The sequence below is a fragment of the Leptolyngbya sp. 7M genome (assembly GCF_018128485.1).
On the sequence record NZ_CP070897.1, the window covers coordinates 1,616,180 to 1,636,416 of the forward strand.

At 50.1% G+C, this 20,237-nt stretch carries 14 protein-coding genes and 1 tRNA gene; 13 read left to right on the forward strand and 2 right to left on the reverse strand.

The genetic code is table 11. The annotated features are described in order from the left end of the window. Positions 1 to 74 precede the first annotated feature (74 nt). The 9 genes from JVX88_RS07635 (at position 75) to rpsR (ending at position 5,821) form a co-directional block, all read left to right on the forward strand. Positions 75 to 824, forward strand: a complete 750-nt coding sequence (locus JVX88_RS07635) for a 3-oxoacyl-ACP reductase family protein (RefSeq protein WP_211626740.1) — start codon at positions 75 to 77, stop codon at positions 822 to 824. A gap of 197 nt (positions 825 to 1,021) precedes the next feature. Next, complete coding sequence (locus JVX88_RS07640; RefSeq protein WP_211626741.1) at positions 1,022 to 1,483, forward strand: bacterioferritin; 462 nt, start codon at positions 1,022 to 1,024, stop codon at positions 1,481 to 1,483. A gap of 203 nt (positions 1,484 to 1,686) precedes the next feature. Then, complete coding sequence (gene ispE, locus JVX88_RS07645) at positions 1,687 to 2,580, forward strand: 4-(cytidine 5'-diphospho)-2-C-methyl-D-erythritol kinase (RefSeq protein WP_211626742.1); 894 nt, start codon at positions 1,687 to 1,689, stop codon at positions 2,578 to 2,580. A 42-nt stretch (positions 2,581 to 2,622) separates the two neighbouring features. Next, positions 2,623 to 2,697: transfer RNA gene (locus JVX88_RS07650), tRNA-Gln, on the forward strand. A 113-nt stretch (positions 2,698 to 2,810) separates the two neighbouring features. Next, the gene (locus JVX88_RS07655; protein ID WP_211626743.1) at positions 2,811 to 3,767 is read left to right on the forward strand and encodes a ribose-phosphate diphosphokinase; all 957 of its coding nucleotides are present in this window, start codon (positions 2,811 to 2,813) and stop codon (positions 3,765 to 3,767) included. A gap of 37 nt (positions 3,768 to 3,804) precedes the next feature. Next, positions 3,805 to 4,470: a 50S ribosomal protein L25 gene (locus JVX88_RS07660; RefSeq protein ID WP_211626744.1), complete on the forward strand. Its 666-nt coding sequence runs from the start codon at positions 3,805 to 3,807 to the stop codon at positions 4,468 to 4,470. Positions 4,471 to 4,509: 39 nt separating this feature from the next. Continuing rightward, positions 4,510 to 5,109 carry an aminoacyl-tRNA hydrolase gene (pth, locus tag JVX88_RS07665; protein WP_211626745.1) on the forward strand — a complete coding sequence of 200 codons (600 nt, stop codon included), beginning with the start codon at positions 4,510 to 4,512 and terminating at the stop codon, positions 5,107 to 5,109. A gap of 56 nt (positions 5,110 to 5,165) precedes the next feature. Then, positions 5,166 to 5,573 carry a 30S ribosomal protein S6 gene (gene rpsF / locus JVX88_RS07670; protein WP_211626746.1) on the forward strand — a complete coding sequence of 136 codons (408 nt, stop codon included), beginning with the start codon at positions 5,166 to 5,168 and terminating at the stop codon, positions 5,571 to 5,573. An 8-nt stretch (positions 5,574 to 5,581) separates the two neighbouring features. Continuing rightward, a complete protein-coding gene (gene rpsR, locus JVX88_RS43915) occupies positions 5,582 to 5,821 on the forward strand; it encodes a 30S ribosomal protein S18 (RefSeq protein ID WP_410503754.1) in 240 nt (79 codons plus the stop codon). A 96-nt stretch (positions 5,822 to 5,917) separates the two neighbouring features. Here rpsR and JVX88_RS07680 read toward each other — a convergent pair whose 3' ends face one another. Beyond that, positions 5,918 to 8,692 carry a response regulator gene (locus tag JVX88_RS07680; RefSeq protein ID WP_211626747.1) on the reverse strand — a complete coding sequence of 925 codons (2,775 nt, stop codon included), beginning with the start codon at positions 8,690 to 8,692 and terminating at the stop codon, positions 5,918 to 5,920. Between the two features lie 289 nt (positions 8,693 to 8,981). Between JVX88_RS07680 and JVX88_RS07685 the strand changes: the two genes are divergently transcribed. Both JVX88_RS07685 and JVX88_RS07690 read left to right on the forward strand, forming a co-directional pair. Continuing rightward, positions 8,982 to 9,911: an NAD(P)/FAD-dependent oxidoreductase gene (locus JVX88_RS07685; RefSeq protein WP_211626748.1), complete on the forward strand. Its 930-nt coding sequence runs from the start codon at positions 8,982 to 8,984 to the stop codon at positions 9,909 to 9,911. Between the two features lie 244 nt (positions 9,912 to 10,155). Continuing rightward, on the forward strand, positions 10,156 to 13,329 hold the full coding sequence (locus JVX88_RS07690) for a TonB-dependent receptor (RefSeq protein WP_211626749.1): 3,174 nt from the start codon (positions 10,156 to 10,158) through the stop codon (positions 13,327 to 13,329). 69 nt (positions 13,330 to 13,398) lie between these two features. Here JVX88_RS07690 and JVX88_RS07695 read toward each other — a convergent pair whose 3' ends face one another. Further along, a complete protein-coding gene (locus JVX88_RS07695; RefSeq protein ID WP_211626750.1) occupies positions 13,399 to 15,909 on the reverse strand; it encodes a polysaccharide biosynthesis tyrosine autokinase in 2,511 nt (836 codons plus the stop codon). 222 nt (positions 15,910 to 16,131) lie between these two features. Between JVX88_RS07695 and JVX88_RS07700 the strand changes: the two genes are divergently transcribed. Together JVX88_RS07700 and JVX88_RS07705 are read left to right on the forward strand one after the other, a co-directional pair. Then, entirely contained in the window at positions 16,132 to 19,875 is a 3,744-nt protein-coding gene (locus JVX88_RS07700; protein ID WP_211626751.1) for an FAD-dependent oxidoreductase, read from the forward strand. Positions 19,876 to 19,949: 74 nt separating this feature from the next. Then, positions 19,950 to 20,198, forward strand: coding sequence for a hypothetical protein (locus JVX88_RS07705; RefSeq protein ID WP_211626752.1), 249 nt, complete (start codon positions 19,950 to 19,952; stop codon positions 20,196 to 20,198). Positions 20,199 to 20,237 lie beyond the last annotated feature (39 nt).

The window sequence follows — 20,237 nt, forward strand, 5'->3', positions numbered from 1 at the left end:
CTTGTCAGTTATAACCTATTTCATTAACCTTTTCTTTTGATTTTTCATACCGCAATAATTCGGGGAAGACTATTTTGAATCTATTGTTAGAAGGGAAGCGTGCGTTCGTGTCCGGCGGGACACGGGGTATCGGTGCGGCAATTTGCGAAGTGTTCGCTCGCGAAGGCGCAGACGTTGCGTTCAACTACAATACCAGTGACGATCTTGCCGCGAAGATCAAAGCGACAATTGAAGGTTATGGCCGAAAAGCACTTGCTTTCAAGGTTTCCGTAACCGATAGATACGGAATGAAGCATATTGCCCGCGAAATACGAGATGCTTGGGGAGCGGTGGATATCCTTGTAAATAATGCTGCAGTCAATAAGGCTGATAATTTTGCCACAACGACAGACAAAAGCTGGGATTGGGTCGTGGATACAAACGTGAACAGCCTGTTTGCAGTAACAAAACCATTCTATAAGCAGATGATCCGTGAGCGTGCCGGAACCATTCTCAATATAACCAGTATCGGAGCGATCAGGGCGCTGCCGACATCTGTCCACTACGCCACATCAAAAGCAGCGATGATAGGCTTTACGAAATGTCTCTCGCGCGAGGCCGCAAATTTTGGGATCACTGTTAATGCGATCGCGGCCGGGATTTTCGATACAGATCTTGGTAATACGCTTCCCGAACATCTCCACGCCGCTCACGAGAACTGGGTTTCTCTCCGCAGACTTGGCCAGCCAAAGGAACTCGCCGAATTTGCCGCCTTTATCGTCAGCCCGCGCAATTCGTATATGAATGGCGAGGTTATTACCGTTGATGGCGGCACGATAACATAACCAAAACGGCCAGTTTCGTTCAAGATTCCCTTGGATCCAGGTCCAATTCTACCGTACGGTTTTGGTTTTTGAATAGAAACTGAAATTGGAATTCAATATTAACTAGTTGAAAACAAAGGACTTAACTTGACATATCTAGTTCGTGGAGCTATTCTCATAAAAGAAGAACCATCTCAGGGATGGATTTTGGGGGAATTATGGGAAGAGCAGAATTAGTCGAAAATCTGAACAAGGCGCTTTCGTATGAGCTAGCCGGTATTATTCAGTATTCGCAGCACAGCTATTTGGTAACGGGTAAGGACCGTGAGGTATTCAAGGATTTCTTTCGCGACATGGCGGAGGAAGCGCAGAAGCACGCTGAGGTTGTTGGCGACAAGGTCGTCGCTCTTGGAGGGATCCCAACTGTAGAGCCTGCGATGATCCGTCAGTCTGTGAACATCGATGAGATGCTGAAACAAGGCCTCGAACTTGAAAGAGAAGCCATTACCGCTTACATGGCTGCGTGGGCGGCTTGTGATGACAATGACCTGCCTCAAAAATTCTGGCTTGAAGGCCAGATCGCTGACGAGCAGATGCACATCGAAGAACTCGAAAAGCTAACATCAGAACGAACGGCAAAAGCCGGCGCGGAGAAGATCGTCCTTCGGGAGATCAGTTAGCATATCTTTGTTTAGGATCAAACTTAATAGAGACCGGTTACCTGCTCCAACCGGTCTCTTGCTGTTTATGGAAGTGTACGGTTATATGACCTTAATATGGTCTGTCCGTTTGAGCTAGAGGCAGGGGTCATCAAATACTTTTTGATTTATAGTCGGATCGATCTCTCCAGCTTCGATTATTATGGGTGTATTATGCGTATGTTATGAATTCGCTTGCCGTTTCGTCGTTTGCGAAGATAAATTTCGGGTTGCGCGTTCTAGGCAGGCGGAACGATGGATTTCACGACATTGTTACCGTGTTTCAGACCGTCTCGTTAGCCGATCAGCTTATATTTACTCTGGATGATGATCTGCGGCTTGAATGTTCAGACAAATCGCTTCCGACGGATCGTGGAAATCTGATCATTAAAGCAGCCGAGAGTTTGCAAAAAATGGCAGGCCTTAAGGTCGGGGCGTCCATCCGGCTTCAGAAGAACATTCCATCGCCGGGGGGCTTGGGCGGCGGTTCGTCAAATGCTGCCGTTACACTGTTGGCCCTTAACAAGATTTGGAAGCTAGGTTGCGTTTATGAAGACCTGTACAAGGTCGCTGCATCGCTAGGCTCGGATGTTCCATTCTTTCTGATCGGTGGGACGGCGATAGGCACGGGCCGAGGAACTGAAATAGAGCCTTTGCCGGATATACGATCCACACCAATGGTATTGGTCACTCCTAATATTTCAGTTTCGACCGCTGCAGCGTTCAGAGCTTTGAATCATATTGGCTTGACAACTGATTCAGCGGAAAGTATTCTTCTCAATTGTCGTTTTGAGGCAGCTAATGCTGATCTTGAACGGATCAGCTTAGAAAACGACTTTGAAAAACCGGTGTTCAAGGCACATCCGGAGATAGAGCGGGTAAAGCAAAGGTTGCTTGAACTCGGAGCCTCCGAGGCCGCCCTTAGCGGCAGCGGTGCGACGGTTTACGGTTCTTTTGAAAACGAAGAGACACGGCAAACAGCGATGAAAGCCCTCGGAAATGAATCCGACTGGCGAAGTTTTGCCGTAGCGGCTATCTCGCGAAGAGAATATCGCGAGGCACTTAAAGAAGTGTTCTAGCCTGCTTCCGATCAGTTTCTTTATAGATACGTCTGTATTTGTTGGGGCGTAGCCAAGTGGTAAGGCACCGGTCTTTGGATCCGGCATTCGTAGGTTCGAATCCTCCCGCCCCAGCCACTTGATCGTGATCGAAGCGGGTGATCTGTAGCCGGATCGCCCGCTTTTACTTTGTCCGGAACCTTTTACAGGGAATGTTCGATCGTGGCTTTTTTGACGATCAAGACAGATAGATGAGCGTAACTGGGAACATAAAGATCTTTTCTGGCAACGCACACCGAGCATTGGCCGAAGAGATCGCAGGGCATCTTTCACTGGATCTCGGAAAGGCCTCTACCGACAGGTTCTCCGATGGCGAATTCAATTTCCAGATCGGAGAGAATGTCCGCGGTAGCGATGTTTTTATAGTTCAACCGACATGCCCGCCGACGGATCGCAACCTGATGGAGCTGTTGATAATGATCGACACATTCGTCAGGGCATCGGCGGAGCGTGTTACGGCCGTGATCCCGTACTTCGGTTATGCGCGTTCGGATAAGAAGGATCGTCCGCGTGTTCCGATAGCCGCTAAGCTGGTCGCAAATCTAATTACTAAGGCCGGTGCGGGGCGGATCCTGACGATGGATCTGCATGCGGCGCAAATTCAAGGTTTCTTTGATATTCCGGTCGATCATTTGTATGCGGCGCCGATAGTTGTCGAATACTTTCGCAACAATCCGATCGATAATCTTATTGTCGTTGCACCCGATACCGGCGGTGCCGAACGGGCTCGGGCTTATGCGAAACGCTTGGATGCCGGGTTGGCATTATGCGACAAGCGTCGCGAGCGGGCGAATGAGGCTGACGTGATGAATATAGTCGGTGACGTTGATGGTAAGAATTGCCTGATCGTTGACGATATGTGTGATACCGGCGGCACTATATGTAAGGTCGCGGAAGCACTTCACGAAGCCGGAGCGAATGAGGTTTATGCCTGTTTTACCCATGCAGTTCTGTCAGGAAATGCGGTGGATAACATTACGAACTCTTACTTGAAGAAGGTGATCGTTACGAATACGATACCGGTCGAACAGAATGGAAGGCCGCTGGTTGAAGGCGGGAAGATAGAGATACTAAGCGTAGGTAAGCTGCTTGCGTCTGCTATCAAGTCTATTCACGATGAAACCAGCGTCTCGTCATTGTTCATATGATTAATGGCCGTTCGTTTGCGGCTGAAAAAGAAAAGTTATGGCTGAAAAATTTGTTGTAAAGGCACAGAAAAAAGAGCACGGCGGAAAAGGCGTGAATCGCCGGCTTCGCGCCGAGGGCCGCATACCGGTCGTTGTTTATGGCGGAGGGACCGAAAGCGTCGCTGTCTCTGCCCAGCTCAGCGATCTGGCCGCGATCATCCGGTCTGATACAGGCGTGAACACAGTATTTTCGATAGACATCGAAGGCGATGGCATTCACGACGTGATCTTTCAGGACCGCCAGGTGGATCCGATCAAAGGGCGATTGATCCATGCGGATCTTCGCCGCTTCGCAAAAGGGGAAAAGATCGAGATGACCGTCCCGCTGCACTTTATAGGTGAGCCGGAATCAGAATTACCCGAAGGAGCGGTAGTGTCGCATGCGATGCGTGAAGTAAAGGTTCTATGTGAGCCGACCAAGACGCCAGAGTTTATCGAGGTAGACGTTGTCGGTCTTACGCCCGAACACGCAGTGCATGTATCGGATCTAAAAGTTGGCGATGGGATCGAGGTCGTAGATGCTCCGGAAACGGTTGTCGCGTCGATCGTGATCGTCAAGGAGGCCGAACTTGAACCGCAGATCGAAGAAGGAGCTGAGCCTGAGGTGGTCGGTGAAACACCTGCTGAGTCTGAAGCCCCTGCTTCAGAGGAAGGCGGAGAGTAGTTCTTTGAATCCCGTTCTGCCGCGAGCCATTGATGGTATATGCCTGAGGTAACCGCTGGTTTCAGTAATTGGCTTGTTGTAGGGCTTGGCAATCCGGGAACGGAGTATGCGAGAACGCGGCACAATCTCGGGTTCATGGTCCTTGACCTAATGGCTCTCGAGATGGGCACGACAATAAAGCGTGAGGAGTGCCGATCGCTTGTCGGACGGGGAAATATTTCGGGTTTGACCGTGGAGTTCGCGAAACCGCAAACGTTCATGAACCTTAGCGGTGAAGCGGTTAAATGTTTATTGCGGAAGTCTGAACGTTCGCTCGAAAAGTTGATCGTGATCTCGGACGACCTGGCACTTCCGTTCGGAAAGATAAGGCTGCGGCCAAAAGGTTCGCACGGCGGACACAACGGTCTTCGATCGATCATCGATCAGGCCGGCACAAGCGATTTTGTCAGGCTCAGGATAGGCATAATGCCCGATCATCCGGTAGCGAACGCAAGGGAGTTTGTTCTTCAGGGGTTTTCCAATAGTGAATCTGGAGAACTTGAGGAGATCTTGAAAAGAAGTGCCAGCGCGATCCGAGCCGTGATCACTTTAGGTATCGAAACTGCGATGGCGGAGTTTAATAGACAGGAAAAGGAGTAACCTTCTTGCTTCGGTAGAGAATTCCGAGGCTCGAAAGCCAAAAGGAGGAGATTAAATTGGCTAACAGAACTTACGAAGTAATGTACATAGTTGATCCTGATACGCCCACAGAGAGGATCGGAAAACTGAATGAAGCGGTGGGCAAGCTCGTCGAAAAAGAAGGCGGCACCGTGATAAGAATGGACGATATGGGTATCCGTACCTTGGCGTATCCGATAAACAAGAAGTCCGAAGGATATTATGTTCTCTATGAGATCGAGGGGACCGGACAGGAGATCGCCGAGCTTGAGCGGAGAATGCGTGTGAACGACATGATCATTCGCTACATTACCGTTCGGGTCGATGAAGACCGGAAGACCGCAGAAAAACTGCGCTCTCGGCGTGAGAAACGTGCTGAGAATAGAGCACGATTTAGACCCACGGAAGAACAGGTCGCTGCGTCAGAAGAGGCGGTAGCTCAGTAGGAGGATCTATGGCAGAGAAAGAATTTGACACAACACCAAACGCAGATTTTGGCGATGAGACATTCGGCGACAAGATGCCGCGTCGATACCACAGACGCCGTCCGCGTCAGATCGTTCCGGATTATGTGGACTGGAAGGATGTGGACTTTTTGAAACAGTTCATCCCGGAGCGCGGAAAGATAATGCCACGCCGTATCTCCGGCATCACCGCAAAGGTTTGGAGAGGCCGTGAGGAAATCACTTACTAATAGACTGGTGGGAGAAATTGGGCGGAAATAAGAATGAAAGACAATGTCTCATTAAGCTGCGGCGCCTCAGGTAGGCGTCTTTCTTAAGGAACACTGTTAGCGATCAAGATCCGGATCCATGCTCGGCCCATCTTGATCGTCTTCAAAACTGACAGCTTTTCCGGCGAGGTGTTCTTCTACGATCCGCATAAGTGTCTCAGGGCCGAAGGGCTTGCTGATGTATCCCGAGCACCCCGCCATCTTACCCCGGATCTTATCAAAGAAGCCATCCTTCCCGGAGATCATTACGATCGGAACATTAGCCGTTGCAGGAGTGTTTCGCATAGACTTACACGCCTGATATCCGTCCATTCTAGGCATATTTATATCAAGCAACACGAGATCCGGATTCGAGTCTTTAGCCAAGGCGATCGCTTCAACACCGTCGGATGCGCAACTCACGATGTGTCCGCATTTCTCGAGCTTTCCAGCGATCAGCTTGCGAACGGTAGGACTATCATCAACTACGAGTATCCGTTTACTCTTCGGCATCGCCCCGTGTGCCTCATCTTGTTTTTTGAGGTCCTCGATGCGGATCAGCAATGCATTGGCTTGAGATTCCAGGATGACGTTATCTGGATTAAGTCTTGCGGCAGCGTGCAAATAGTTGTAGGCGGCATCAAGATTTTGCAGATTCAAATGCCCGATGGCCAACATTGTCAGCTCGGTCTCGTTGAACGGCCGCATCTTTGATTCAAGTTCCATTTTTTCTACCGCATTCCGGATGACCCATCTGTCAGCATTTCGATTGTTGATCACTAGATCGAGGTCAGATACGGTCAAGACCGCGAGACATGAGCGACAGGATATCGAGCTGGCGTCATTTGTCGATCGGCAAAAAGCACACGACCGTTCAGAGTTTTCAACAGGTAGCGGGATAGCGTGATCGAACTCTTCAGTTGCGTCTTTTGCCAATTCTTCTTTTTCCGGCACGAGCAAAGTCGATTCCTTTTCGTTGCTCTCAAACGACACAGCAACTTCTTCACCATCAAGATTTGCAATGGTTTTAAAGGGGTCGGTCGCGTCTGATTCAGCTGCCTTTATCACGATCTGCTCTGATAGTTGGCTACTATTGAACTCTTCAGCTATGGGCTCAAAGGTGCTTTCAGGCTTGCTATCAGGATCATCCTGGTAAGCTGAAGGGAATTCCAAAGTTACAGGATCGAGAGAAAGTTCTTCATTCGACTCTTGATACCTGGGTACATCCACATCTGCAGCGATATGTTCCGATCCCTCGGATCCATGGCCGTGTGCGTCGGCTTCATCGTTTCCGTTGAATACATACGCGCCAGATTGTTGATCTTCATATGTTTCATCTGCTGCCTGAGCAAAAGGGTCGTCTATCGATTCGACATACTCCTCAGCGTTGAACTCAACCGTTTCCGATGTGGGGGAAGCATAATGTTCGGCACCTACGACCCGGATCACATCATCGTCAGTGAGGGCTTCAACTTCCTCGTTAAGTTCGGTCGTCGAATCTTGCGGCGGGCTGAACAGATCGGCTTTCTGGCTAGGTAAGATCTCATCGCTGAGATAAAAGATGGCCGGTTCTGTGGAAGGTACTTCCGTCGAATCTCCCGATTCTGCTACGGCATCCGCGACCAAATCCGCATCGACGACATACTCCGTATCATCAACAATGTCTGCGACAACATCGGGCTCCATATCCGCGGTGTCCATCGCAAGCATTTCCGCTTGATAAACTCTCAGTTCCTCATTGATCGCTTCGGCCGATCCTGGTTCTGCCACGAGCTCGCTAGTATTTTCGTCGGCAAGAGCGGCAATCTCCGAAACATCTTCGGTTACGAGCGAATCAGATAGATCGGAACAGTCCTCGACCTGTTCCTCTTTCTCGGTATTTGCTCCAGATCTCAGCTCTAGATCTGCCACTTCCTCACGGATAGCTTCAGGTATCTCTAGCTCCTGGGTCGGAGCACGGTCATTGTCCGGTTCGTAGGAGAAGAACGACCCCGAACTCTCGCTACCGGCGTTATCGCTTGTTGTCTCAGATTCATGCGGCCTGGACAGTCCCAACAGACTGTAAATTGAACGAAGCGTAATGAGTGCGGCCTCGTTTCCCGGATTGATCTCGACGACACGCTCAAGTGCTGCCGTTTTTTCTGTAAAAGAATCAACAAGATGTGATCGCAGGAACCAAGCGTCTTCACAATCGTCGTTCTCTTTGATGATCTCGTCTATGATCGCCAATGCGTCTTGATTATTTCCGGCGGCCGCAGCGGATCTTGCATTTTGCAGTCTTGAACCAGTTAATTCATCCTTTGTCCTGGACATTATCTTAAGAGCCGAGGCGTTTGATGGATTGATCTCAAGGACCATCTCAAGAAAATTGATTCGCGATTCCGAAGTTTCGGCAAGTGATGCCATCCAAAGCCAGGCCGTCTCATTCTCACTGTCAAATTCAAGCGCGCGATTGAAGCATTCGATCGCTACATCTCTTTTTTCAGCTTCAGCAGCTTCGATACCACGTTGCACAAATGTCTTTGAAAGCAGAGCATTCGTCGCCGATTTCCATTCGATCGCCCGCTGATTCTCCGGATTGATCTCGAGGACGTTGTTAAGAAAGATCAAGAGCTCCTCGGGATACTCGCTTATCGACGCGAGCCAAAGCCAAGCGTTCTCATTCTTCGGATCAGCTTCCGTAACTCGAAAAAGAGCGGCGCGAGCTTCCGGGCGTTCGCCTGACTGTGCTTTCCTTATGGCAAAAGAGAGCAATTCATCTATACTTTGGTCAGTTGCTTTGTGCTCATTTATTGCGTTTACTGCGACAGGTGAGGCGAAAGAGGGCGACAACGTTTCTACTTCGATCTTCATAGGTTTATGTTTGAAGTGCTCGGGCGAGCAGTTTGGTCTCCGAACGGCATGCGTAACGGGCAAAAGTTACACTTCGCCCGGGGCAGATCTCCAGAACAGCAATTCAAGTGCCAACGAATTCTTATGAGCAGATGTTAAATGAATGGCGGTAAGTGTAGTAGATACAATAAATCGAGGATTTTTGCGCAAAGCAATCCACTCCTTATCTGTGACAGAAAAAGGTAACTGTGTGCCAATTTTTGGCAGAAATGGTGATCATCGGTCAATCTGAGAGACCGTCAATCGGATCATGGGGAAGACACAAAAGATCATAGTTGTTGGTGGAGGTGTCGCAGGACTTTCAGCAGCGATCTGGCTCCGTGATCTGGGTCTTGAATGCATTGTGGTTGAGCGTGCATCGGAAACAGGCGGGCAATTGCATCGTATCTATAATGACATAACAAACTATCCCGGAATCAAAGGCATCTCCGGAGCTGAATTCGCTAAGATTCTTCATGAACAGGCCAGTTCTTTTGGAGTTTCATTCGAGAAAGATGAGGTCAGATCGATCTCAATCGAAAGATCACAAGTAGATCTAAGGTCAGGAAATGTCGTTGAGTATGATGCACTTGTGATCGCAACCGGCGTTAGGCGACGGAAACTTGGAGTTGAGGGGGAGATAGAGTTTGAAGGCAAGGGTATTCTCGAGTCGGGTGCAAAGGATCCGGCGGCGGTTGTAGGCAAAACCGTCGTAATAGTAGGGGGAGGCGATGCAGCGGTAGAAAATGCAGCAATTCTGGCTGGTTTTGCTCAGAAGGTCGTTATTATCCATCGCGGCTCTGAGCTTCGTGCGCGTAGTCCGATCATCAAAACCGCTTTGAATTGCGAGAACGTTGAAGTGCGCATAAACACTACCGTCACAAGGTTTGTTGGCGATGAATCTTTGAGAGGCGTTCTAATACGAGATGTCGAAGATGGATCAGAAGCTTTGATCGGAGCCCAAAATGCGTTGATTCGCATAGGTGTTGCACCTAATACCGAACCCTTTTCCGAATTTGTCAAACTTGATATGGATGGTTACGTTGAGGTCGATCGCGAGTGCAAAACAAGTACTGAAGGAATATATGCTGTTGGGGATGTTGCATTCAAAGTTTCGCCGACGATCGCGACGGCTGTAGGAACAGGCTCGACTGCGGCAAAATCGATCCATGCTTGGATTCAAAGCAAAAAAAGTCTATAATGCCTTCACTATTTCCACAGAATTTTGAATTTTTTCCAAAAATTGCATATTTACACAATCCCACGCTTACGTGGTCAGCGTGTTTATTGCGTAAAATCAGCCTTTTTGCCAGTGTTCCGGTATGGAACGGAAAATGCCTAGCTTCAGGCTGAGGCGCAACGTCCTGCAATTTTTCTACACTCAGTTAGGAGGAACTATGAGGTTTAGGAATCTACGAACAAATGTCGTATCCGGTCTCTCAGCAATGTTTGCGGTAATTCTTTTTGCTTCCACAACATTTGCTCAGTCCGGCACCACCTCCGTAAGCGGAACCGTTACAGACCAGAATGGTGCGGTTGTTGCAGGTGCAACGGTGGTGATGACAAATGCCGCAACCGGGCTTTCTCGTACGGTCGTAACGAATGAGGTCGGGCGATACAGTTTTGCGTCCGTGCAGCCGGCGACATACCGTATCGAGGTGACTGCGAGTGGCTTTAAGAAAGCACAGAATAATAATGTTCAGGCCCTGGTTGACACCCCAAACACGGCAAATTTTTCGCTTGAACCAGGCGATGTTTCAGTTACTGTTGATGTTACTACCAGCACCATTGAATCACTTGTAAACACGCAAGATGCTTCGATCGGAAATACATTCGTTCCGGAACAGATCACTCAGTTGCCGACCGACCTTCGGCGTGTTAACGACCTGCTTAATCTTCAGCCGGGCGTGACCCGGGACGGATACGTTGCTGGTGGTAGAAGCGATCAGGCGAACATCACTCTCGACGGCGTGGATATTAATGACCAGCAGACGGGTGGTCGTTCCGGCTCATTTGATCTTACCCTAGATTCGGCTCTTCGAGCGACCTCAGAGTCGGTCCAGGAATTTAGGATTACCACCGTGGGTGCGAACGCAAATCAGGGACGTTCATCAGGTGCCCAGATATCGCTGATCACCAGAAGTGGTACGAATGATTTCCGCGGAGCTGTTTTTTACTTTTATCGACCGACCGCATTTTCGGCGAATACTTTCTTCAATAACCTTGCGGGCGTAGAACGGCCCAGCATCGCTCGTTCAGTTTATGGTGGAAGAATAGGCGGACCCATCGTTCGTAACAAATTCTTTTTCTTTTACTCCTATGAGGGGCAGTATCAGAAACAGGATGCCTCTGTGAACCGAACAGTGCCGCTGGCTCATTTGGGGCAAGGGGTCATCCGTTTCAATGGCTCAGGTCCAAGCTGTTCAGGCCCTCAAAGGCCTGGTGGGAACTGTGCGATCGGCTTGGCTGAGTTGAATTCGATATATTCAGCAGCTGGCATCAACCCGATTGCCGTCGCCACGTTAAATGCGGCAGCAACGCGTTATGCGTCAAACAATACGATCGTTGGTGACGGATTCAACACAGGGGGGTTTCTTTTCAATTCGCCAACCACCGACAAGGAAAACACCCACATTGCCCGCCTCGATTACAATGTGAACAGTAAGCACCAGTTGTTTTTCCGGGGGAACTATCAATGGGATACTACCGCTGGTATCTCGGCATTTCCAGACACCCCGGCTACGAGCCTGTGGAGCCATCCTTATGGATTTGTTGTAGGCCACAACTGGACCATCAGTACAAATCGTTTCAACAATTTGCGCTATGGTCTGACCAGACAGGCGTTTAGTAGCCAGGGTGATTCATCGGCGAACAACATTAGTTTTCGATTTATTTTTTCCCCGCTTCTTTTTGCGAGGACTCTTGACCGGATAACGCCGGTGCAGAATATTACCAATGATTTTACCTGGATAAAGGGAAATCATACGGTTCAGATCGGCGGTAATGTCCGTATTATTAGGAATCAGCGACGAAGTTTTGCTTTGGCATATGATGCCGCTGTGACCAATCCTTCGTTCTATGCATCTTCGGGCGCCGTTGTTAACCAGCAGATCACGAATGCAGGTTATACGATCGCCTCAGGCAGCGTGCCGACCGTTCAAGCGGCTGCGACCGCCCTGATAGGACGTTACTCGCAGTATTCGGGCAACTTCACGTTTGACATTGACGGCAGTGTTTTGCCATCCGGCACTCCTTCAGCAAGGACCTTTGCGACCGAAGAATATGATGGTTATATACAGGATGCCTGGAAGGTCCATCGTACTCTAACACTAACCATGGGGCTTCGTTACGGTGTTAGCCGTCCGGTTTATGAGCAGAACGGCTTCCAGGTGGTTCCGACAACTCGACTGGGTGAGATCTTCGAAAGAAGAAAAGCCAGTGCTGCGGTCGGCATACCGCTAAACGAACTTGTTTTCTTCCAGCTCGGCGGACCTAAGAATAGTGCCCGCGGGTTCTACAGTATGGATTGGAACAATCTTCAGCCGAGCATCGCTGCTGCCTGGACGCCAAACATCGGCGGAAAAGTCGGTAGGTTCTTCTTCGGTAACGAAGGAGATTCTGTTCTCCGCGGTGGATTCCGTATGCTCAACGATTACTTTGGCGGCCAGCTGGCGGTTAGCTTTGATGGACTGTCAGCGATCGGATTTACGAGTAGCACAACAATCTCGGCTAACACTTACAATGTAACGACCAATTTGGCTCCATTATTCACAGGCTTTAACCAAGATATTCGGGCCCTTCCGGGTATTCCTGCTCCTCTGCAACGTTTTTCACAGCCCGCCGATGAGCAGCAGAGAATAGAGTCTTCGCTTGATGGCACCATCGTTTCGCCGACCCATTACACCTGGAATGCCTCATTCGGACGCAGCCTTCCGAAAGGAATGTATATCGAGGCCTCATATCTTGGCCGCTCGGGACGAAAATTGTTTGGTGCTCGGGACATCTTTGCATTGAACAATCTAGTCGATCCAGTCTCAGGGATGGACTATTACACCGCGATGGGACTACTTGTTGATGCTCGCAGATCAGATCGTCCAATCAACAGTCTTGCCCCAATTCCATTCTGGGAAAATCTGTTCCCAGGGGCTAGAACGGCATTCAATATCTTTGGCATCGGCGCACAGAACAACACACAAGCCATCTATGCGCTGATTGCGAGGACTGGATTTGACATTGATGACTACACATTTGTGCAGTTGCTGATCGATGATATCGAGGGCTTCCGCTCACAAACAGGTATCACTTTGCCGAACAATCCAGGCATACTTCCGAATATGTTCTACCACCCACAATATGCGGCATTGTCTGCATTCGGCACGTTTGCTAATTCCGATTATCACGGTGGTACGGTGTCATTCCGTCAGAGACTTGGTGAAACACTCACCTATGACTTCAACTACACTTTCTCGAAGTCAATGGACGATGTTTCGGGTCTTCAGACGGATGGATCGTATGGCGGACAATTCTTGTTGAATCCTCTACGCCAACGCGATAGCTACGGGTTGTCGGATTTCTGCCCGTCCTGCCAGAAGGCCTCCGCATTCAATGCTCGGTTCTGAGCGGGAGAATGAATTCGGCCTTACCCCGTTGCCAGAGTGGACCGTATCTCTAAGAAAATATATTGATGGTTAACCGTTCGGTCTGTTGAAGGTTCCGGCATCTTCCATAACGGGAGTCGTCGGATCATCTTCGGCCTTACGATAATAATCGTAATATCCCGAGCCGTAGTATTCGTATTCCATAGAGCCAGCCTTGATACCGTTCAGTACAACGCCGTAGATACGTGCTCCCATGTTTGCCAGCCGCTGTTTGAACCGGCGGATAAGATGCATTGAACTCTTGCCCGCCATCGCGACCAAGACAACACCATCAACGACGGTTGCAAGAATTGCGGCATCCGTGAATGAGATGGCGGGCGGCGAATCGATGATTATGTGCTTGTACTTGCCGCGGAGGAATTGCAGCAAATTCTTCATCTCATTGGAGCTCAGGAGTTCCGCAGGGTTTGGCGGGATCGGTCCACTGGTGATCACCTTAAGCCGCGGAAGGCCGGGATAAGCCTTTATCAGATTTTCAGTCTTTCGTTCTCCGGAAAGATAATTAGTCAGTCCTTGAGTATTATCAAGCCCGAAATGCGAATGGATTCGCGGCCGGCGAAGGTCGCAATCAACGATTATTACGTCTGCGTCCGATTGGGCAAGCGTAATGGCGGTATTTATTGCGGTCGTCGTTTTGCCCTCACTTGGCTGTGATGACGTGATAAGTATGGTTTGCGGCGGTTTGCCGGCAGACGAGAAAAGAAGCGATGTTCTTAAGTGTCTATAGGCTTCGGCCATGGGAGAATGGCGCTCTTCTAGCGTAACCAGACCCGTTCCTGCTCCATTTCCGTTACCATTTCCGGACGAAAGCCGCAGCCGTCGTTTTTCATTCCCAAAGTAATGTGGGATAAGAGCGAGCGTCGGCAGGCCGAGATGGCGGCCGACATCTTCAGACGTCTTCACAGAGTCATCAAGGTAATCAAGTAAAAACGCCAGTCCTATGCCCGCAGCAAAAGCCACTATCATTGCAACAATGATATTGCGTCCACGGGCCGGACCGATCGCGCCGGCTCCCTCGGCCTCTCTTACTGTCTTGATGTTGTTCGGGGCCTCGGTATTGATCGCGAGAAGACCTTCCTGAAGCCGTTGTGAAAGTGTTCCGAGAAGATTTCGGTTCGTTTCGATGCGCTGTCGCAGCGAGGTCAATTGGGTTTGATTCTGGCCCTGAATGTTTGCGAGAGCTGCCTCGCGATCATAGGCCGCCTGAGCCTGAGCCTCTTCGCGGCGCTTGGCTTCAAGCTGCGAACGGAGCGCAACGAGGGCACCCGAGACCGCATCTTTCTTTATCTTTGCCTCATCACGTGCAATGGTTTCGGAGACCTCTTTCTCGGTTCTTGCCCGCGTTTCGCGGATGGATTCGATCTGGGCGATCAGGGCCTTCATTACTGGATGCTCGTCCGTGTATTTGGTCGAATCAGCCTGCCGTTTGGCTTCAAGTTCTTGTAACTGTTTATCAAGATTTCTTATGTCGTCCTGCAGCTTTGCCCTTCGTTCCGTGTTCAGCCGGACAGTATCCTGATATATCTTGTTTTCATAAAGGTCCGGCATATTAGCGCCTTCCCCACGAGCGTTTGCGGCAACAGCAGCGTTGTAACGGCTTTCAAGCTGGCGTCGGGACTCCATCGCCTTTAGCCAGGTCTCACTTAAGCTGCCCAGCCTGCTTGCAGCAAGGTCCTGCCCCTTTTCCGCTAACGGAAGGTTGAATTCCTTCTGTTTCTGTATGAGTTCGGCCTCGTCATTGTTTATAGCGGCCTGAAGTTCTTCGATAGATGCCTGAAGATCAGCAACCGCGCGGCGTGCGCCTTCCTGTTCGCGGTCTGCATCTTTGCGTTGGAAAAGCTCTGCAGCTTTGTTCGCAACTATAGGATTCAGATCACGATGTATTGACCTAACGTTGACTATAACCAGATTTGTGCGGTCTTTCTGACTTGCGGCCAGCGAGAATTGTGAGGCGTAATTTGAAGCGCGCGCTTCTTCCTCCGGCGTAAGAGGTTTGTGTTTCTCGTCTTTAGCGGTTATCGGCTGCTCGGAAATTATCGGTAATGTAGCCGCCGATGCCTCCGATTCATTAGAGGAACCGAAGAGCGAGCCGAAAAGGGAACCGACACGTCCGCTCCGATTTCCAAAGAGATCAGGCTGACGATGGAGACCGAGTTCGACTATCACGTCGCGCATCAGGCCCGGATTAGAGAGTAGCTGTATCTGCGTATTGTAATAGTTGAGGTCGTTGCCGAAATTGATGTTTATCGAATCCTTCGAAGTTACACGCGGCTTTCGGGGTTCTATAAGTAGTTCCAGCGTGGACTGGTACTGTGTCGGCTGGCGATACATATAGAATGCGGTCGCGGCCGTTGCCAGCACCACGATCGCAAGAATGATCGGCAGCCGCTTATAAACTACGCTGATGTATTGCTGCAGCGTCCGCTTGCCTTCCGACCCATCTTCGTCGAAATACGATGAATAAGCCGGCGGATACTCAGCAGGTGTAGCTCTTATCTCACCGGATCTCGGTAATGCGGTCAGGCGTTGATCTTGCTCCATACTCCAATTCGTGAACAGCCGGGTCGTGCCGGAAAATACTGCGTAAACTTGATTTATAGCACAACTGGCGGCAAATCGCCTATAAATATCTTTGAATTGGCTGAGGTTAGCCGGATGCCGCGGCGTTTGCGGGCCGCGCGCTCCATTGTTCGCCGCTGTGTTCGGGTGCTATATTGAAAGTTTGGTCATAACGCAGTTTTTTAAGCAATTATAAAGTTAGATATGCCAGCAAATTCCGAAATAAGTGCCCTAGCGAACGGTTTTGATATGGAACTGGGCATAGCAGGTTTCAAATATTCAGACCTTTTTGATCCATTGCGGCTAAAAGAGCTTGCAGATGTCTTCTATGCCGAAGTTAGTGAAAAAGAGCCGCTTCTCGGCGATGCTCTCAGTAAATATATAGCGTCAAAGGGGCAGGGATATGAGCGCAAGGTCGAATCGAAGATATTGACCGACGCCGCTCCCTTTCTTTCGGATTTTGTTGCCCGTCTTTTTAAGATAAGTCGTGAGCGTGAAGAGCTTGAACGCACGATCCTTGAACAGGATCCGATCTGGCGATACAAATTTTTTGTCCAGCGCAGGGCCATCAAGAAATACCGATCGGTCGAAGATCTTTCAACGGTCGAGAATTTTAACGAGGCGGAACTAGAAGAGGCGGTACGGGAGTTTAGAAATAAGGTCTTTGACGACACGCTTGTTTTTGATGAAGAGCTCGCGATGGCAACGATAGCGATGTCGCTGATCGACGCCGAAGAGAATCTCTCTAAGACCGAGGATGTTTCAGACAAGACCGCTAAGACTTTGGAGCTTATAACGAGGGGCTACGAAAAGCTCAAAGACCGACCGTTTGAGAAACTTTTCAACGAAGCCGTTCTCAAGCTTGAGGACACAGGCGATCTGCTGCAGATAAGGGCCGCTCTCGACATAATAGAAAGGTGGTCGGCACTGCATTTTCACAAGAAAGATAAAAAGTTTGTAGCATTTCGAACTCCGCATCCGCTCGATTACCAGAATCTGGTCCATCTCATACACCCTGAACCAAAGCTTCATAACATAATGCGCGGGCGCGATGAGGATCTTCGCCGACGCGTCGGATTTAAGCTGACCGATGACCGCGGAACGATGCGCGACGCCCTTTATGAGATCGATTACTGCATGATCTGTCACGAGCGCGAAAAGGATGCGTGCTCAACGGGGCTCCGTGAGCCGGACGGTACGGCGAAACGCAATCCGCTTGGGATCAAGACGGAGGGCTGCCCGCTGGATGAGCGCATCTCAGAGATGCATCTGCTCAAAAAACAGGGCGACCCGATCGGCTCGTTAGCGATCGTAACCATCGACAATCCGATGTGTGCCGGGACCGGGCACCGTATCTGCAACGACTGCATGAAGGGATGCATTTTCCAAAAGCAGGAGCCTGTAAACATTCCGCTTGCGGAGACAGCATCGCTGACGGATGTATTGAACCTGCCATACGGTTTTGAGATCTACAGCCTGTTAACGCGTTGGAATCCTTTGAACGCGAAGCGGCCTTACTCACTTCCGTATAACGGAAAGAATGTCCTTGTGGTGGGGCTGGGCCCGGCAGGCTATACGCTTTCACAGTATCTATTGAACGAAGGTTTTGGCGTTGTCGGCATCGATGGTCTGAAGATAGAGCCGCTGCCATCAGAATGGACAGGAAGTCTTGCCCGCATGTGTCCAAAACCGATCCGCAATATTTCTGAGATCACCGAAGAGCTTGACGAGCGGATACTTTCCGGATTCGGCGGGGTTTCGGAATACGGCATCACGGTCCGTTGGGACAAGAATTTTCTGACAATGGTTCAGTTGATGCTGCAGCGGAGAAAACGTTTCCGTGCTTACGGCGGCGTTCGCTTTGGCGGAACGCTGACGATCGAGGACGCGTGGGACTTCGGCTTTGATCATATAGCGATCGCGACCGGTGCCGGCCGGCCAACGATCGTGCCGATGAAGAACAATCTGATCCGTGGTATTCGTCAGGCGTCGGACTTTTTGATGGCCCTGCAGCTAACTGGAGCATTCAAGAAAGACACTCTTTCAAATCTTCAGGTCCGGCTTCCGGCCGTGGTGATCGGCGGCGGACTGACGGGCATCGATACCGCAACGGAGCTGTTCGCATATTATCCGATCCAGGTCGAGAAGATGCTTCAAAAGTATGAGGACGTGGTTGCAGAATTCGGTGAGACGCACGTGATGAAGCAGTTCGATCCGGAAGAACTTATGACCATTCGTGAATTCCTTGAACACGGACGCGCGATCCGCGCCGAACGAGCACGTGCCGAGGCAGCAGGTGAGGAGCCGAATTTCATCCCGCTTGTGCGGTCGTGGGGAGGCGTTTCACTGGTTTACAGGAAACGGCTTCAGGACTCGCCGGCCTATCGGCTGAATCATGAAGAGGTTCAAAAGGCTCTCGAAGAGGGCATCGATTTCGTCGAATGTATGTCGCCGACAGAGGCCGTGCCGGATGAGTTCAATGCGGTAAAAGCACTGAAATTTGAACGTCTAGAATATGTCGCAGAAACGGGCAAATTTGAAAAGACCGGTGAGATACATGAATTTCCCGCACGCACGGTCTGCGTTGCCGCGGGCACTTCGCCGAACGTGATCTACGAAAAGGAAAAACCGGGCACATTCAAGCTGGATGAATGGCGGCAATTCTTTCAGCCGTTCAAGATAGAACGGAATGGCGACGGCAAGCTGCACGTTGCCGAAGCCGCAAAAGGTGAAGCGGCGTTCTTCACGTCGTATGAACACGACGGCAAGTTCATCTCATACTATGGAGACAATCATCCAAAATATGCTGGCAATGTCGTAAAGGCAATGGCTTCGGCGAAGCATGGGTATTCAAAAGTGGTGGAGCTTTTTGCCGATGAAATGGCAGAACGCGGAGCACTGCCGCAGGCCGAGAAAGATGCGATCTTTGACATACTTGTTGCCGCTTTGGATGACCAGCTTCGGGCATATGTTGTAAAGGTAGAGAGATTGACGCCGACGATAGTGGACGTTGTAGTAAAGGCTCCGCTTCAGGCTCGGAAATTCGAGCCCGGACAGTTCTATCGCTTGCAGAATTTTGAGACGCAGGCGCCAGTGGTTGACGGCACGCGGCTGATGATGGAAGGCCTCGCCCTGACAGGGGCATGGGTGGATGAGGAAAAAGGCCTGCTTTCGATGATAGTCCTGGAAATGGGAACCTCGTCCCGCCTTTGTTCGCTTTTGAAGGAAGGTGAAGAAGTTCTTGTAATGGGTCCGACCGGAACGCCAACCGAGATACCGAAGAATGAGACGATAATGCTCGCCGGCGGCGGACTTGGCAATGCCGTGCTTTTCTCGATCGCCAAAGCGCTTCGGGAGAACAATAACCGCGTTATATATTTTGCCGGTTATAAGAATGGTGCTGATCTGTTCAAACGCGAAGAGATCGAGAAAGCAACGGACCAAGTGATCTGGGCGACCGATTTCGGCGATGAGATCCTGCCGCAGCGTCCGCAAGACGCGCATTTCCGCGGGAACATCGTGCAGGCGATGGTCGCTTATGCCGAGGGAAAGCTCGGTGAGCAGAGCGTTCATTTCCACGATATCGACCGCATCATCGCCATAGGCTCCGACCGTATGATGAACGGTGTTAGGGAGGCACGGCATGGCGTATTGAAGCCGTTTTTAAGGCACGATCACGTTGCGATCGGGTCAATAAATTCGCCGATGCAATGCATGATGAAAGAGGTCTGTGCACAGTGTCTTCAGCGGCACGTTAACCCGCATACCGGCGAGGAATTTTTTGTGTTCTCGTGCTTTAACCAGGACCAGCATCTCGACTTCGTTGATTTCAAAAACCTGAACGATCGCCTAAAAGCCAACAGCGTCCAGGAAAAACTAACGAACCTTTGGCTGGACCGTGTCTTCGGAAAAGAAGATTTTCAAACCCGATATAGGCAAGCAAATTAGAGACATCAAGGCATCACTTTAATGATGTCTTGATGTTGGCGTTCTCCCCAATTTCGGGAATCGTACTCGCAATTATGAGAACGACTCTGACAATCGATGATGATATTGCATACGGTCTTAAGAAGGAGCTAGAGAAAGACCCGAGTAAGACTTTCAAGCAGTTAGTGAATGAACACCTCCGCCGCAGTTTGAAAACTGCTTCTTTAACCCCGAAGAAGAAACGATTCAAGGTAAAAGCCTATTCGCTGGGACTGCGCGAAGGGCTTGATCTCGATAACATTGAAGAACTCCTCGATCAGATCGAAGTTCCTTTTCGCAGATGATCAAACCCGACATCAACATACTTGTTTATGCCCATGATG

Coding starts and splice junctions, on each gene's coding strand:
- ispE (WP_211626742.1), top strand. CDS start 1,687: ATGAATTCGCTTGCCGTTTCGTCGTTTGCGAAGATAAATTTCGGGTTG.
- JVX88_RS07655 (WP_211626743.1), top strand. CDS start 2,811: ATGAGCGTAACTGGGAACATAAAGATCTTTTCTGGCAACGCACACCGA.
- JVX88_RS07680 (WP_211626747.1), bottom strand. CDS start 8,692: ATGAAGATCGAAGTAGAAACGTTGTCGCCCTCTTTCGCCTCACCTGTC.
- JVX88_RS07690 (WP_211626749.1), top strand. CDS start 10,156: ATGTTTGCGGTAATTCTTTTTGCTTCCACAACATTTGCTCAGTCCGGC.
- JVX88_RS07705 (WP_211626752.1), top strand. CDS start 19,950: ATGAGAACGACTCTGACAATCGATGATGATATTGCATACGGTCTTAAG.
- JVX88_RS07695 (WP_211626750.1), bottom strand. CDS start 15,909: ATGGAGCAAGATCAACGCCTGACCGCATTACCGAGATCCGGTGAGATA.
- pth (WP_211626745.1), top strand. CDS start 4,510: ATGCCTGAGGTAACCGCTGGTTTCAGTAATTGGCTTGTTGTAGGGCTT.
- JVX88_RS07640 (WP_211626741.1), top strand. CDS start 1,022: ATGGGAAGAGCAGAATTAGTCGAAAATCTGAACAAGGCGCTTTCGTAT.
- rpsR (WP_410503754.1), top strand. CDS start 5,582: ATGGCAGAGAAAGAATTTGACACAACACCAAACGCAGATTTTGGCGAT.
- JVX88_RS07660 (WP_211626744.1), top strand. CDS start 3,805: ATGGCTGAAAAATTTGTTGTAAAGGCACAGAAAAAAGAGCACGGCGGA.
- JVX88_RS07700 (WP_211626751.1), top strand. CDS start 16,132: ATGCCAGCAAATTCCGAAATAAGTGCCCTAGCGAACGGTTTTGATATG.
- JVX88_RS07685 (WP_211626748.1), top strand. CDS start 8,982: ATGGGGAAGACACAAAAGATCATAGTTGTTGGTGGAGGTGTCGCAGGA.